13 protein-coding genes and 1 tRNA gene are annotated in these 14,953 nt (G+C 52.1%); 9 read left to right on the plus strand and 5 right to left on the minus strand.

Annotated features, from left to right (window positions below):
* Nucleotides 1–172: 172 nt before the first annotated feature.
* Nucleotides 173–973 (minus strand): nucleotidyltransferase domain-containing protein, encoded by an 801-nt coding sequence (locus tag KDM89_RS17700; protein ID WP_212689260.1) that lies wholly within the window; start codon nt 971–973, stop codon nt 173–175.
* A gap of 185 nt (nt 974–1,158) precedes the next feature.
* Here KDM89_RS17700 and KDM89_RS17705 point away from each other — a divergent pair, with 185 nt between their 5' ends.
* The 4 genes from KDM89_RS17705 to sorU are packed head-to-tail and all read left to right on the plus strand — an operon-like array spanning nt 1,159 to nt 4,821.
* On the plus strand, nt 1,159–1,857 hold the full coding sequence (locus KDM89_RS17705; protein ID WP_212689261.1) for a glutathione S-transferase family protein: 699 nt from the start codon (nt 1,159–1,161) through the stop codon (nt 1,855–1,857).
* A gap of 59 nt (nt 1,858–1,916) precedes the next feature.
* Nucleotides 1,917–3,152: a DUF2863 family protein gene (locus KDM89_RS17710; protein ID WP_212689262.1), complete on the plus strand. Its 1,236-nt coding sequence runs from the start codon at nt 1,917–1,919 to the stop codon at nt 3,150–3,152.
* 59 nt (nt 3,153–3,211) lie between these two features.
* Nucleotides 3,212–4,450, plus strand: a complete 1,239-nt coding sequence (gene sorT, locus KDM89_RS17715) for a SorT family sulfite dehydrogenase catalytic subunit (protein WP_212689263.1) — start codon at nt 3,212–3,214, stop codon at nt 4,448–4,450.
* Between the two features lie 41 nt (nt 4,451–4,491).
* Nucleotides 4,492–4,821, plus strand: coding sequence for a SorU family sulfite dehydrogenase c-type cytochrome subunit (gene sorU, locus KDM89_RS17720; protein WP_212689315.1), 330 nt, complete (start codon nt 4,492–4,494; stop codon nt 4,819–4,821).
* 127 nt (nt 4,822–4,948) lie between these two features.
* On the opposite strand, the gene KDM89_RS17725 is transcribed toward sorU, so the two are convergent.
* The gene (locus KDM89_RS17725; RefSeq protein ID WP_212689264.1) at nt 4,949–5,779 is read right to left on the minus strand and encodes a hypothetical protein; all 831 of its coding nucleotides are present in this window, start codon (nt 5,777–5,779) and stop codon (nt 4,949–4,951) included.
* A 190-nt stretch (nt 5,780–5,969) separates the two neighbouring features.
* Between KDM89_RS17725 and KDM89_RS17730 the strand changes: the two genes are divergently transcribed.
* On the plus strand, nt 5,970–6,272 hold the full coding sequence (locus KDM89_RS17730) for a hypothetical protein (protein ID WP_212689265.1): 303 nt from the start codon (nt 5,970–5,972) through the stop codon (nt 6,270–6,272).
* Between the two features lie 147 nt (nt 6,273–6,419).
* On the opposite strand, the gene KDM89_RS17735 is transcribed toward KDM89_RS17730, so the two are convergent.
* From KDM89_RS17735 to KDM89_RS17745, 3 genes are all read right to left on the minus strand, one after another.
* Entirely contained in the window at nt 6,420–7,577 is a 1,158-nt protein-coding gene (locus tag KDM89_RS17735; RefSeq protein ID WP_212689266.1) for a rhodanese-like domain-containing protein, read from the minus strand.
* Between the two features lie 357 nt (nt 7,578–7,934).
* On the minus strand, nt 7,935–8,399 hold the full coding sequence (locus tag KDM89_RS17740; RefSeq protein WP_212689267.1) for a CYTH domain-containing protein: 465 nt from the start codon (nt 8,397–8,399) through the stop codon (nt 7,935–7,937).
* Nucleotides 8,400–8,464: 65 nt separating this feature from the next.
* Nucleotides 8,465–9,595, minus strand: a complete 1,131-nt coding sequence (locus tag KDM89_RS17745) for a M14 family metallopeptidase (protein ID WP_212689268.1) — start codon at nt 9,593–9,595, stop codon at nt 8,465–8,467.
* 224 nt (nt 9,596–9,819) lie between these two features.
* Here KDM89_RS17745 and KDM89_RS17750 point away from each other — a divergent pair.
* The 4 genes from KDM89_RS17750 to KDM89_RS17765 all read left to right on the plus strand — a co-directional run bounded on the left by KDM89_RS17750 (nt 9,820) and on the right by KDM89_RS17765 (nt 14,737).
* Nucleotides 9,820–9,896 (plus strand) — tRNA-Pro (locus tag KDM89_RS17750).
* 181 nt (nt 9,897–10,077) lie between these two features.
* The gene (locus KDM89_RS17755) at nt 10,078–10,914 is read left to right on the plus strand and encodes a DUF2806 domain-containing protein (protein ID WP_212689269.1); all 837 of its coding nucleotides are present in this window, start codon (nt 10,078–10,080) and stop codon (nt 10,912–10,914) included.
* Between the two features lie 80 nt (nt 10,915–10,994).
* A complete protein-coding gene (locus KDM89_RS17760; RefSeq protein WP_212689270.1) occupies nt 10,995–11,930 on the plus strand; it encodes a histone deacetylase family protein in 936 nt (311 codons plus the stop codon).
* Between the two features lie 128 nt (nt 11,931–12,058).
* A complete protein-coding gene (locus KDM89_RS17765; protein WP_212689271.1) occupies nt 12,059–14,737 on the plus strand; it encodes a bifunctional acetate--CoA ligase family protein/GNAT family N-acetyltransferase in 2,679 nt (892 codons plus the stop codon).
* Nucleotides 14,738–14,953 lie beyond the last annotated feature (216 nt).

A 14,953-nucleotide genomic window follows, 5' to 3' on the forward strand; every position in this document is an offset into this window, starting at 1 on the left:
CTCATAGCGCACGCTGGACAGCGTTGGACGCGTTGTGAATAGCACCGCTATTCACTGCCTTGTCCGCCTTGCCAGCCCGCGCTATGAGACAAACGCATCTCGCGGGTATTGATGAAATGAGTTCTAACTTTTTTCATTCTTCGTTAATTTTATTAATTTAATTATTTATATTTTATTCTCCCCATGTCTGCTGCAATACCTTGCGGAACAGTGCAGATAACTGGGGTTCAACCGGTGTACGGGTGAAACGCGGCGGCACGATGGCATCTAAACGCGCCAGTTCTTCCGCAATAAACTGATGAATTACCGGCACTTGCGGACCAAGTTCACTTTCGTTGGCGCGCTTTTTCTTTTCCAGCAGACCCGCAATCGCTGATGTCAGTTCCGGCTGATCGCTGATCAGTGTCATCAGCTTATCGAATTCAATCGGCGCGGGGGTTTGATAACGTTCCAGCCAGCGTGTCGCCAGCAATGGGCGCAATACGTAAAAGTATTTTTTGTAACGCACCAGTTCTGATTGCAGCTCAGAACGGAAATTGGTTTTGGCCGTACTGCGGTAGTGATACATACCGTTTTCAACCGAATACACCGTTGGCATTAAATTCAGGGCTTCCTGATGAAAACACCCGCTTTGCTCATACTGCACCGGTGACAGCATCCATTCCACAAATGCCGGGTTCGATTTCCAGAACAAACGCAGCGCTTTGCGAATATCCCAGCCGTTGATATCCATCTCATCGACAATCGGATATTCAATCACATCGCGTTTCTCTTCCAGTCCGACCGATAAATACCATTCCGGACGATGGACATAAATAAAGCGTGCATCGTAATCGCTGTCGGGAGATGCAAAGCCCCAGGCGCGGCTGCCGGATTCCACTGCCAGCAAAATCTTCACGTCGTGCTCTTGCTCTGCGGCACGCAAGCGACGCGTGATTTCTTCTCTGGCCTGCTGGCCGATGATGTCCTGCATGTATTTCTCCTTGATAAAACCCGGACAGGAAACATTGAATTTTCTGCCATATCGTGACAGCATACCTTGCATGGATGGAAACGTCTGCAAAAAGTCCGGTGCAGGTTCATAATCTGCATGAAGCCGGACGCAACATTCGCCGGATTGCCCTGTTGTCATCACCCTCTGAACACGGAAGGAAAACCATGATTGATGTTTATTCCTGGCCCACACCAAACGGCCACAAAGTGCATATCATGCTGGAAGAATGTGGCTTGCCATACCGGGTGTTTCCGGTGGATATCGGTGCGGGCGATCAGTTCAAGCCGGAATTTCTGGCGATTTCTCCTAACAATAAAATTCCGGCGATTGTGGATTCTGACGGGCCGGACAATAAACCGATCTCTTTGTTTGAATCCGGTGCGATTCTGGTCTATCTGGCGGGTAAAAGCGGGCAGTTTCTCGGTGATACCGACCGTGAAAAATATCAGACCCTGCAATGGCTGATGTTTCAGATGGGTGGCTTTGGCCCGATGCTGGGACAAGCGCACCACTTCCGCATTTATGCACCGGAAAAAATCCAGTACGCCTACGACCGTTACACCAATGAAGCACGCCGCTTGTACGGTGTGATCGATACCCAGTTGTCGCGCACGCCGTATCTGGCCGGTGAGCAATACACGATTGCCGACATGGCCGTGTTCCCGTGGGCACGCTCTGCGGCAAATCAGGGCATCAACTGGGAAGAATTCCCGCACGCAAAACGCTGGTTTGATGAAATCGCTGCCCGCCCTGCTGTGCAACGCGCGGTGCAGGTGCTGGCCGATTACCGCAAGCCTTTAACCACGGATACCGCGCGTGATGCGCTGTTCGGCAATAGCCAGTATCAGTGCAAGACAGCGTAAATAATTGCTGCGCTGATCCCGGCGCAGCAAGGTTTCCGCACACAAGAAAAGAGATGAATATGCGCCGCCCAATCAAACATTCCAGACAAAAACTGGCCGCTGAAAGTCAGCGCCTCGTCAACCTGGCCGTGGCTGTTGCGCAATCTTCCAGCCGTTATGAAGATCAGTTCTGGCAACAGCAGCTGGATGAACAAGTGATCCGCAGCCTGCATCTGCACCATCAGGATATTCTGGATGGTGCGACCGAGCACTTGCTGCAAAAATCCCCGAATGGCTACGAAGTGCTGGCGGAAACCATGGAAACCGTCAGCACTTCGCTGCAGTTTGAACACGAAGGCAAACCGTGGCGCAGCTTAATAATCGCTGCGCCGGTACTGGCCTGGACCCGCTTTGAAATTGCCTCCGGCCCGCTGAACGCCGATATGCAACAGCAATTCGCGCACTGCTTCAGCAAAATCCTGCTGGCACCGGATGCGCGTTTACGGCTGCTGCCGCATTTATTTTCGATTGAACAATTACCGCGCCAGCACTGCGAAACCTTTGCGCTGCTGGAGCAGCAAACCGCCGTGCTGATGCAAGGCAAAACCAGCCAGTCTGCTCCGGAAAATCCGCCAACCGTGCCGTTTCTGGCCGACGTGCGCTTCCTGATGGCAGTGGTGGCTGTACCGGAAGGCGCGCCTGTATTCCGCTGGCAATTAAGCGCAGCGCCATTCGATATCGAAAAAGCGAAAGATGCAGCGCTGAAAGACTGGACGGAAAGTACAGAAGTATTGCTGAACCATCTGATTCCCGGCTGCAATACCGAACCATTGCTGCCGGAATCGTATTTCAGCGCCTGCCGCGAAGCGGATCTGCGTATCCGTCCGGTATCGTTGCAATCGGCGGTGTACTATCTTGGCGAAACCTTTGAACTGCATCCGGATTCAATCCGCGCCGTGATTGCCGGTTTCCGCCATCCAGATACGCCGGATAACGGCGATGATATTGACGAATACCGGATTGGTTTTGCTGCTGCCGATAAACCGGAAATTTTGTACGGTGTGGTCTGGCCTTTGTATCAGCCGGACGACAAAAACACAGCGGTGCAATTCGATGACGCTGGCCGTTTAACCGGCGAAATTTCCGCTTTACTGCGTGAATGCGGTATCGTCGACGTCATCTGGCATAACGAAATTTTTGATGCTGAGTTTTGTGACGATTGCGGCACCCCGATGTTCGCTGATCCTGACGGAGAGCTGGTACATCCGGAAGCACCCGAAGATACACCAGCGCCGGGAACTGCCCATTTTCACTGACGAGATTTTTCTGTTTTGCAGCGGCAGCATAGCCGCACCGATCACATAAGGAGACTTGCATGTCATCACATTCCTCTGAAAAGCAGCCACAAAGTCTGACACGCCGCCACTGGCTGGCTGGCACCGGTCTGGCATTGTCTGCAGCCGGTTTAAGCGGATTTTCCAAAACCGCGATGGCACAGGCCGCAGCAACCGCCGCAGCACCAAAACCGCTGCCGCCATTTGCGAACTGGAAAACAGCGGATGCGATGATCGTGCATTCCTCCAGCACCATCGAACTGAAGCGCAGTGCCTTTGGCAGCAGTGTAATTACACCGTCTGAAAAACTGTTCATCCGCAACAATCTGCCAACACCGGATGCCGCCATCGTGGCAGATCGCGACGCCTGGGTTTTACAGGTGGAAGGCGTCAAAAAACCAGCCAGCTTCAGCCTGAAACAATTGCGTGCCATGGGAGTGGAATCTGTAACCACGGTGTTGCAATGCTCCGGCAACGGGCGCGGATTTTTCCCAAGCAAGCCAAGCGGCACCCCGTGGCAAGTCGGCGCTGCCGGTTGCGTGGTCTGGAGCGGTGTTCCTGTCAAAGCCCTGATTGAAGCCTGCGGTGGCGTGGCCGATGGCATGGCGTTTATGACCGGTACCGGCGGCGAAAAACTGCCGGAAGGCGTGGATCCGAAATCGCTGATCGTTGAACGCTCAATGCCGCTGAAAGCCTTTGAAGATGCGATTCTGGCGTGGGAGCTGAATGGTTCTCCTCTGCCGCTGGCCCACGGCGGCCCGCTGCGCCTGATCGTACCGGGTTACACCGGCGTCAATAACATCAAATACATCAAGCGTCTGGCATTTACCTCCACGCAAACCGAAGCCAAAATTCAAAAGCATGGCTACCGCATTACCGCTGCCGGTCAGGAAAGCAGCCCGAATGATCCATCCGTCTGGGAAATGCCGGTGAAATCCTGGATTACCGCACCGCTGGCAGACAACGGCGAACTGAGTGCAGGTCAAACCGTGATTCAGGGCGTGGCATTCGGCGGCGTACATGCGGTCAAGCTGGTGGAAGTTTCTGCTGATGGCGGCAAAAGCTGGCATAAAGCCCGTTTCTTTGGCCCGGATATGGGCAAATACGCATGGCGTCAGTTCAGCGTTACCCTGCCTTTATCCGCAGGCGCACACAAGCTGGTCAGCCGCGCTACCGATACCGCGGGCAATGTGCAACCGGAACAGCGTCTGGAAAACGCGCATGGCTACAACAATAACAGCTGGGCAGACCATGCCGTCAGCGTGACGGTGGCAGCATGATGCGACATACAATGAACCAAGCATCTGCTGCATTTGCAATGATGCTGGCACTCTGTACCGGCTCTGCGTTCGCACAGACAGCGACATCTGCGGCGGCAAATGCTGCCCCGCCCACCGCTGCAGAACTGGCTGCAGGCAAAAAAATCTTCACCACCAAAGCAGCACCCGCCTGCGCGCTGTGCCACACGCTGAAAGATGCAGACAGCAGCGGCGATATCGGCCCGGTGCTGGATGAGTTAAAACCAGATGCAGCACGCGTCGAAAAAGCAGTACGCGGCGGCATCGGCGTGATGCCTTCGTTTAAAGGCTTGCTCAGCGAGGATGAGATCCGGACGGTAGCGAAATACGTGTCTGCGGTAGCCGGAAAATAATTCTTCATTCCAAGCCCGGAAACAAAAAGCGATGCCGCTGAAACCGGTATCGCTTTTTATTTTCCGGCTGACGCTTCAAAGAGCGTGCTATCCGGCTCTGCTTGTTCGGAATGACGCCAGCAGAAAGTTACTGACGCACATAATCACCAATCAGTTTGATATCTAAATCATCCTGATCAATCAGGCGTTTTGCCAGCGCATCCATCGCTTGCTGATCTGCCGGATACGGATAGTCTGTAATGCCGGTTACACCGTACTTCGTCAGCATGTGCAGATTCGGGAAATAAACCAATGGAGAATCCGGACTGAAGGACATACTACTAACCTGCTTTATATGTGCTTTTATAAAGGCTTGAAAACGCTTTTCTTCTGTAAAGACTTTTTCCTCACTACTATCTTTGAGCTTAGCACGATATACGGTCGGCACGGACCGGGTCAGTTTTCCCGAAATGCGTAAGAGTTCATCATCGAATCCAACAGCATCAAAAAAAGCCCGGCCTCTTTCATTCAGCTGCACAAACTGCTGAAACACTTCATTTTTGCTCGCCTTCATTTTTCGGAATTCATCCGTTCGGGTATTCATTGCACCACCATGAATACCCAGCATCGCTTCCGGTAACAATTTTTTCTCTGAGGCTGCGATAAATAAAAAATTCGCACAAGCTGAGATGCAATAGTCTTTTACTTCCATAACGATTTTATGCTTCTGCATCACTTCGGCAATATTCAGCGCATCTTCCATGCTGCCCCCTTGCGAAGTGATGACGATACGGTTGGTACCTTCATTAATGGCCGCAATCAGGGCCTCAGAAGAAGCCGTGTCGATTAATCCTTTAAAAACGATTGTTTGCCCTTCCTTGCTCAAACTAAATGTCGGTTCATCCGCCCGTGCTGTCACAGTTAAGCAAAGACTTGCTGCCAGCAGAGAAAGGCCGGCGATTTTCTTCAGAATTTTCATGTATGACTGTTGATTTCAGGTTGCTGGTAGTTATGGGAAATAATCGGAAAAAGCCGTATTCCCACGCTGGCGCGAATATTCGTTTTTATTGCAAATTTACAAAAAGAAGAGAATAATATGTTTACTGTGCAACTTTGTCAAAATTACACTGCAATTACTGCACAGCTGAAATTTCTGTGAAAGGAAAATCATGTCAGGCATTCAATTGATTCTGGCAGTGATCACGCTGCTGTGCGCAGTCGCATTTCACTTTGCAGGCACAAAGCCGTTGCTGAATGTAGTCGATTATTCGGCACTGAAAGATCCTGCTGCATTTAACCGGTATGTAGGCAAACTGATGCTGATACCAGCAGCCGTTGCGGCACTGAGTGCTCTGATCAGCTACAGCTATCCTGCATTGGCGGTTCCGCTGTTATTTCTATTTCCGGTCAGTGTGCTGGCGCTGGTGGTCTGGATTGCTTCAGGTAGTAAGCGTTTTGCTGGAAATGTCTGAATGTCTAAATATAATAATTAAGAATCCACAATAAAAAAACCGTTCAGTGCACACTGAACGGTTTTTTGTTTCCGGTACATTGCAGAGCCGAAATGCTCTGCGATGAATGTAATCTTACATTCGATCAATCACATCGTTGCCGCACGCTTATTTCGCTTCGACCGGCATTTTATTTTCGCGCCAGTCCGGCATGCCTTCGCGGTACCAGTAGATTTTCTGGATGCCGGCCTGCTTTGCAACAATCACAGCCTTATAGGACTTCCAGCATTCCGGTCCGTTGCAATAAAAGATGACGGCTTTGTCTTTCGGTAAGCGGCTGATTGCTGAATAGTCATCCAGCTTTGCATCAAAATCGCGGTCTTTCAGGCTTTTTTCGATGTAAGGTGCGTGGATTGCACCGGGGATGTGTTCCTGATCAAACTCTTTCTGAGAACGGGTATCCACCGGCGTCATGCCGGAGGCGATCAGTTTTTGCACCATTGGCGTATCAACGGTCGTCACGCCCGGAATGGTTGGCGGGGTCAGAATACCCAGTGTCGCGATATAGCGGTACAGACTTTCATCCGCCAGCGTACCCTGCTGCATTTTTCCGAGTCCGGCATTTTCCGCATCTGCTGAAACTGCCCAGCGCAGGATTTTCTTTTTCTCGGCGTCGCCCATGCTTTTTTTCACCATGATCGCCAGACCGGCAGGAACCGGTTGCGTTACCTTGATGATCTTGGCGAGTTTAGGATTCGCCTTCATCCATGCTTCGGCTTCTTCCTTACCCGCGACGGTAACATCTGCCAGATTCGCACTCAGCGCCAGCAAACCGGCGCCGCTGGTTTTGCCGTAAATCACGGTTTTAAACGATTTCAGCGTTAAGCCGGATTCCTCAATCATGGCTTTCGCCAGATAAGCACGAACGGAATCTTGTTGCGTCAGGTAAAGGCGGGTTCCGCTCATTTGTTGTGGCGCACCAATATCAGCCCGCGCAACCAGCACAAATTCGGCATTTTGTTTCTGACGGGCGAGTAACTGATAGTGATGGCTGATGGCCGACGCAGCGACGTGTGCAGGGCCGACGACCATATCATTCTCTTGTGTGCGGGTGGCGCGCATTGCATCGGTCAGATCTGCCGTCTGACGCAGAGAAACCTGGGTACCGAGTGCGCTGCTGATACCCGGCGTCGGAGAAACCAGCGTCGCCAGATTTTTACTCTGCATATCCGCCGGATCAACACCGATTAACACCTTAAAATCCGCATATGCAGACACAGAGAAACACGCAGACGCCAGCAATGTGACGAAACCGATTTTTTTCATGGGAACACCTATTCTGCTCAAACCTGAATCACTACCTGGTTGCCAAGCATGCACGTGCATGCCGCAAAGGCGCCATTCTGGCCGAGAATGAATATGAATATCAACTGAAACACCACGGTTTCCCGACCTGATCTATACAGTGAGCATCATACTTCGTGCAGAAATTTGCACACCGCATTTGTCCGACAATCGGTAAGACAACAGAATGTCCGGTCGTTATGCGGGGTGTGGCAAATCTTGTCCGACAGAAATGCTGCGCCGCCATATAAACAGTGTTAACACCGAATTTTTACTGTTTTATGTAAGCTCGTATCAGATTTGCATATTTACCACAGCCTGCCGCACAAGTACGACGGCTTACCACTGACTGAATGGCTTACGAATAAGGCTCGCGTTCGCATAACGGCGGTCTTCCGTCACTTCTTCACCCAGCCAGTCCGGATGGACGAAACTCTGCTCTTCTGATTCCAGTTCGATTTCCGCCACTACTAATCCGGCATTTTCGCCGAGAAACTCATCCACTTCCCACAGCACACCGTCGCGCGCGATACGGTGGCGGTATTTTTCAATCAGCGGCTTTTCGCATACCTGATCCAGCAATTCTGCTGCATCCTGTAACGGCACCGGATATTCCCACTCGCCGCAGCTTGCGCCGCTTGCCATGCCTTTAATCGTGATGCAGCCATGGTCGCCATCGATACGCACACGCACGATACGGCCCGGCTCGGCGCTGATATAACCTTGTCTCAGCAAGGAAGACTGCCCTTCACTGCGCCATGCATCCGACGTCACCAGAAACTTACGCTCGATTTCTTTTCCCATTTTTTCCTCATAAAAAAAGCGCCTGCCGCAGCAGACGCTTATCAGATTCCGTATCCGGAAAGCGCTTATTCAGCCGCTTTCAGTGAAGCCAGAATCGGCTGCAGCATGGCTTCGCCCAGTTTAGCGCTGCGTGCGCCATCCCAGCCGACAAATTCATCCGGCAGATTCGCATTATCCTTGAACGGCAATTCCAGCGTCAGCGATACGCATTTGAAGGTATGACCGATGTATTTGGATGCCAGTTTCAGCATATCTGCATTGTACTTAGATGCTTCGTAACCGTATTTGGTCTGGAAATCCGGACTGGAAGCACAGAAAGCATCGACAAAAACCTGTTGCTCACGCGCTTGTTTCTCAGTGAAACCTTCGATCATTTCACTGCCTGCCACGAAAATGTAAGGCAGCGCTTCATCGCCGTGAATATCCAGGAACATATCGCAACCGGTTTCGTGAATTTTGTTTTTCACGTAATACACTTCCGGCGATGTTTCCAGCGATGGCGTCATCCATTCGCGGTTCAGGTTGGCACCGGCCGCATTGGTACGCAGATTGCCGCGCACAGAACCATCCGGATTCATGTTCGGCACCACATACACTACTGCACGCTGCAGAATTTCACGCGCAAACGGATTTGCAGGGTCCAGCAACGCATTCAGCGTGCCTTCCACCAGCCATTCCGCCATGCTTTCACCCGGATGCTGACGTGCGATGATCCAGATTTTTTTCGGCGCTTCAGGGTCCCCCACCACCACCATATTCAAATCGCGACCATCCACGGTGCTGCCCAGATCTTCCACACGTGCCAGCGGCGAATGTTCTGCACCGCCCAGCAAAGACAGATGACGCTCCCAGCTGTATGGCTCAAAGTAAGCGTAATAAACACTGTCACGTTCCGGTGTATGGCGCACGGTCATCACCTTGCCATCAAACTCAGTATCCACGCGGAACCAGGTTTCACGGTCATAACTGGCCACTGCGCGGTAATCTTCCCAGCCTTTAGCGTAAGTCGCCTCACCGGCGTTCAGGAATTGCATGACCACTTCCTGATCACGCGCACCCTGCAAACGGAAATGGAACCACTGGCAAAAATCCGCGTTCGAATCTTTGCGCAGATTCAGCTGAATATCGCCCGCCTGCTCTGCCTTTACCACCTCGATGGCACCCGCATCAAAATTCTGACTGATTTTGATTGTCATGATGTTGTCTCACTCTCTGTATTCCTCGGCAGGACACCACGTCCGCCGCTTTGTGGCGCGTATTGTTGCAGTTTTTTGCGCACAATTGATGAACTTTTCAGCGAAGTGTGGAAATTTTTTTCCACTTTTTGAATCACACACCCCGGTTTATGTCATTTCCCGGTGCGCCCACCGGCAGCAAGTAGAAATTCAGTATCCTTTCGTCTATAATCAGAGGTTCGAGTCGGGGCGTAGCGCAGCCTGGTAGCGTACCTGCATGGGGTGCAGGGGGTCGGAAGTTCGAATCTTCTCGCCCCGACCATCAAATTAAAAAAGCCAATCTTCGGATTGGCTTTTTTGTTTTTCCGCCTCCATTTCCTAAATTTTTTCAGCAGCTTTACTACGGCTTTGCAATTACAATATTTGCACTATTTTTCGATTTCGATGGGTGACAAATGCCGGATGTAAGTATATTGAATAACCTAGGGGAGCTTTCGAAACCTATGACCCTGCTCATAAAAAACATTTCGAAAGCAATAGGCGGAATTTTCGAACCTGTTCAAATGCAGCGAATTGCAAAAGCTGAGGTGGCAGTAGCAATGATTCGAGCCGAAGGAAAGATCGCATTAAGTGAAATCGAAGAAAGGGCTATTGAAAGATTACTTAGACAAGAAGCACGTAAGCAGGAAATTATCGAAAAAATTGTTTCTGAAGCACTCAAAGATCTCCCTGATCACTCCAATCCTGCGGAAATCGAAGAAGACTGGCTGGCCTATTTTTTCAAAAATTGTGACACTGTCTCAGATAATGAGATGCAGTCTCTTTGGGCAAAAATGTTGGTTGGAGAAGCTACAAGTCCAGGGACATTTTCAAAGAGAACAATTGATTTTGTTCGCTCGGTCGAAAAAGAAGATGCTCATCTATTTACCAATCTCTGCCGATTTGTATGGCATTTAGGGGAGCCGTTGCCATTAATATTTGATGTCCGCGAGCAGATATATTCTGATCGAGGCATAAATTTCAATTCGCTTAAGCATCTAGAAACGATAGGCCTAATTTCTTTCGAGCTTAACGGTTTGTACAATGAATGCCCTGACCAATTCACGACAGCATCCTATTGGAACAAAAAAATAAAAATTGAATTTTTGGGTGAAAAAGACAACAAACTGCAAATTGGTCAAGTACTGTTTAGCAAAATTGGGAGGGAATTATTCCCGATTTGCGGTGCGTCGCCAGACCTTGAATTTTATGACTACGTTTTACAATATTGGAAAAACGCCGCAATTAATCCAAATTTCTTCGCTGACAACACTCACCTAAAAGAAGTCAACGAAATTTAAACAACCTGCATTTAAACGTAAGCAAACCATAAGCCTGTCTCCCTATAATCATCAGCGGAGACCAATATCTGATAAAAATTATGTTACCTGCTTATCTGAGTCATGCGGATTGTCTGAAGCATGAGATGGGGGCGCAGCATCCTGAGAGTCCTGAGCGGCTGGGTGCGGTCAGTGATCAGTTGCTGATGCGTGGTTTGCTGGACTATATGCATGCGTTTGATCCGCCGCTGGCGACGCAGGATCAGCTGGCGCGGGCGCACAGTGCGGACTATCTGCAGCAGTTTGCCGATACCGGTGCGAATGTGCCGGAGGATGGCTATGTGCAGATTGATCCTGACACCCGCATCAATGCTTATTCCTATCGCGCTGCCCTGCGCGCTGCCGGTGCGGCAGTGATGGCGGCGGATCTGGTGGCGACCGGTAAGGCGCCGGTGGCGTTTTGCAATATCCGCCCGCCCGGCCACCATGCAGAACGGGCTGCGGCCGGTGGGTTCTGCTTCTTCAATAATGTGGCGGTGGCGATACTGCATGCGCTGGATACCTACGGGCTGGAGCGCGTGGCGCTGGTGGACTTTGATGTACATCACGGCAACGGCAGTGAGGATATTCTGGCCGGCGATCAGCGCGTGTTAATGTGTTCCAGTTTTGAAAGCGGCATCTATCCATTTTGCGGTGACGTGCCCAAGGCAGCGAATATGGTGAACACCGGCCTGCCTTCGCGCTCTGGCGGTAAGGCTTTCCGCGAAGCGGTCAGCCAGCACTGGATTCCGGCGCTGGATGCATTCCGTCCGCAATTGCTGTTTATTTCTGCCGGATTTGACGGTCATCGCGAAGATGACATGGGCAATCTGGGTTTAACCGAAGCCGATTTTGAATGGGTAACGCGGGAACTGGTCGGCGTGGCGAACCGTCATGCAAAAGGCCGGATTGTTTCCTGCCTGGAAGGCGGCTATGAATTGTCGCCGCTGGGACGCAGCGCCGCTGCCCACGTGAAGGTGCTGATCGGCGCGGACTGAGTTTCTGCGCCTTATGGAGCTTTTGAATCACGCTGAAACACACGAAAAAACCCAACAACGCAATACCGCACCGACCGCAGACTGCATACACAACACCGCTGAAGTCTTCACTGAGAACACTGAACATTATGGACAAACACTATCTCTCCAATCTGTTTTCACCGCGTTCGCTGGTGGTTTTTGCGGGCAATCCTGCGCAGCCGGACAGTCTGAATGATCTGGCGACCCAGTTACTGAAAGATCTGGAAAGCGGCGGCTTTCAGGGCCCGGTCAGCTTTTTAGACAGCAGCATGACCGGCACGCTGGGCGATCTGGCGGCGTCGAAAGCCGATCTGGCGCTGATTGCCTTGCCGAATGAAGAAATTGCGAATGCGCTGGAAGTGGCCGGACGCATACAGTGTAAGGCGGCGGTGGTGTTGTCTCAGGGTGTGGATGCTGCGCTGGCAGCGCGTTTATATGCGATTGCCGCGCAGCATCAGATTCATTTACTGGGGCCGGACAGTATGGGTTTCCAGCGTCCGAAAGCCTTACTGAATGCCAGTGTGATGGGCAAACTGGCGCGCCCCGGCCATATCGCCGTGGTGTCGCAATCCGGTGCGCTGGCAAGTTCCGTGCTGGACTGGGCAGAAAAAAGCGGCATCGGTTTTTCTTCGCTGATTACGCTGGGCAGCAATACCGCAGTCGATATCGCGCAGGTACTGGATTTTCTGGCGGAAGACCGCGATACGCGCAGCATTGTCGTGTATCTGGAAAGCATACGCCATGCACGGCGCTTCATGAGCTCATTACGCGCGGCGGCGAATGCCAAGCCGGTCATCGTACTGAAATCCGGCCGCGAAGAAGACGGCTCCCGGGCCGCCCTCACCCATTCCGGCAATATTGCAGGCAGCGATGCGATCTTTGACGCCGCCTTGCAGCGCGCCGGTGCGGTGCGCGTCGGTTCGATGGTGCAAATGTTTGCGGCGATTAAATGTCTGTCCTCACCGTATCTGCCGATGGGTCGCCGTCTGGCGATTATTTCCAATGGCGGCGGGCCTGCTGTGCTGGCGGCGGATGCGGTCAACGAATTGCGTTTATCGCTGGCAAGTCTGTCAGCGGCATCGGCGGCAACCTTAAAACCGCAATTGTCGCCACTCGCCAAGATTGATTCCATCCTAGATCTGGGACTGGATGCGAATGCAGAACATTACCGCGCCGCGATCAAAGCCTGCGCACAGTGCAGCGAGATCGACGGCATACTGGTGATGCTGGCACCAACGCCGGGCGCAGACAGTTCCGCCGTAGCGCAGGCGCTGGCAGAAGAACAGGCACTGGCCAGCAAAACCATCATCAGTTGCTGGATGGGCGACGACCGCGTAATTGAAGCGCGCCGCATTCTGTACAAAGCCAATGTACCGAGCTTCCGCACACCGGAAGCCGCGGTCGATGCCTTCCACCACATTTCCCTGTTCCATCAGAACCAGCAATTGCTGCGCCAGGTGCCCTCTTCCTTATCGCAACTGGCGGAACCGGATATCGAAGGCGCAAGGATCTTGATAGAAAGCGTGCTTGCAGAGCGCCGCAAAGTGCTGACCGAAATGGAATCAAAAGCGCTGCTGTCGGCATTCCATATTCCGGTCACCAAAACCATACTCGCCCGCAGCAATAACGAAGCGATGCTGGTCGCCAATCAGCTTGGTTATCCGGTCGCATTAAAAATCGACTCAGCGGAAATCTCGCATAAATCTGACGTACAAGGCGTGGCGCTGAATGTCAGTAACGCAGCAGCGGTGCGCGAAACCTGGCAAACCATGATGGCGCGTGTCAGCAAACTGCGTCCGGATGCACGCATCAACGGTGTCACGATACAAAACATGGCAGGCAAAACCGAAGGCCGCGAATTGTTTATCGGCGTCACCAGCGATGAATTATTCGGCCCCGTGATTTCATTTGGCATTGGCGGCATCATGATAGAACTGATCGCTGACCGCAGTCTGGAACTGCCACCGCTGAACCAGTTCTTAGCCCACCGCCTGATTCAGCGCGTGCGCTCTTCGCACATACTCGATGCATGGCGCGGTTATGCGCCGGTACACCGCGAATCCATCGAACAAATTCTGCTGCGCGTATCGGAAATGGTATGCGCGCTGCCGCAACTGAAAGAAATGGATATCAATCCGGTCATCGTGGATTCCGAAGGCGCGATTGTGGTGGATGCGCGCATTGTGGTGGAAAACGTCGCGCTGAAACCCGGCAATTACGAACATCTGGCGATTTCGCCCTACCCCGCCGGCAGCGAAATGGAATACCCGCTGCGCGACGGTTCGCACTATCTGGTGCGTCCCTTGCATCCGCATGATGCCGACATGCTGCAAGCGCTGGTACGCGGCTTGTCGGAAGAAAGCCGTTATTTCCGCTTTGTATCGTCGATTAAAGAATTGTCTGACCGCATGCTGGCCAAATTCACACTGATCGACTACGACCGCGAAATGGCGCTGGTGGCGGTCTACCGAGAACGCAAACCGGATCAGGAAGGCGGCTTCACCGAAACCGAAAAAATCATCGGCGTCTCGCGCTACGTCACCAACCCGGACAAAACCACCTGCGAATTCTCCCTGCTGATCGCCGACGAATTCAGCGGACAAGGCCTCGGCTCCCGCATGATGCGCTCCATCATCGACGTCGCCAGCCAGCGCGGCCTGCAAAAAATCGAAGGCCTGGTCCTCGCCAAAAACAGCGGCATGCTGAAACTGATGCGCAGCCTCGAATTCCAGATCATGAAGTACGAAGAAGACGAGGACTTCAAACTCTGCGTAAAACCGCTGTAACCCTGCGCTCCGTTTAAGGATCGCAGTTCCCCCAAACACCCCGCCGCCGCTGGCACCAACAAAAAAGTGCGTCCCCCTGATTTCAGGTGACGCGCTTTTTTATGAACGCTCAAAAATCACTCTTATACACGCTTATTATGCAGAACTCCGCATTTGAGGGTAAAACAGCACTTTGGAAGGCAAATTCACAATCTCCGAAATACCGGATATCAGCCC

This window comes from Cognatundibacterium luofuense (genome assembly GCF_018139685.1).
Classification (GTDB): domain Bacteria; phylum Pseudomonadota; class Gammaproteobacteria; order Burkholderiales; family Burkholderiaceae_D; genus Undibacterium; species Undibacterium luofuense.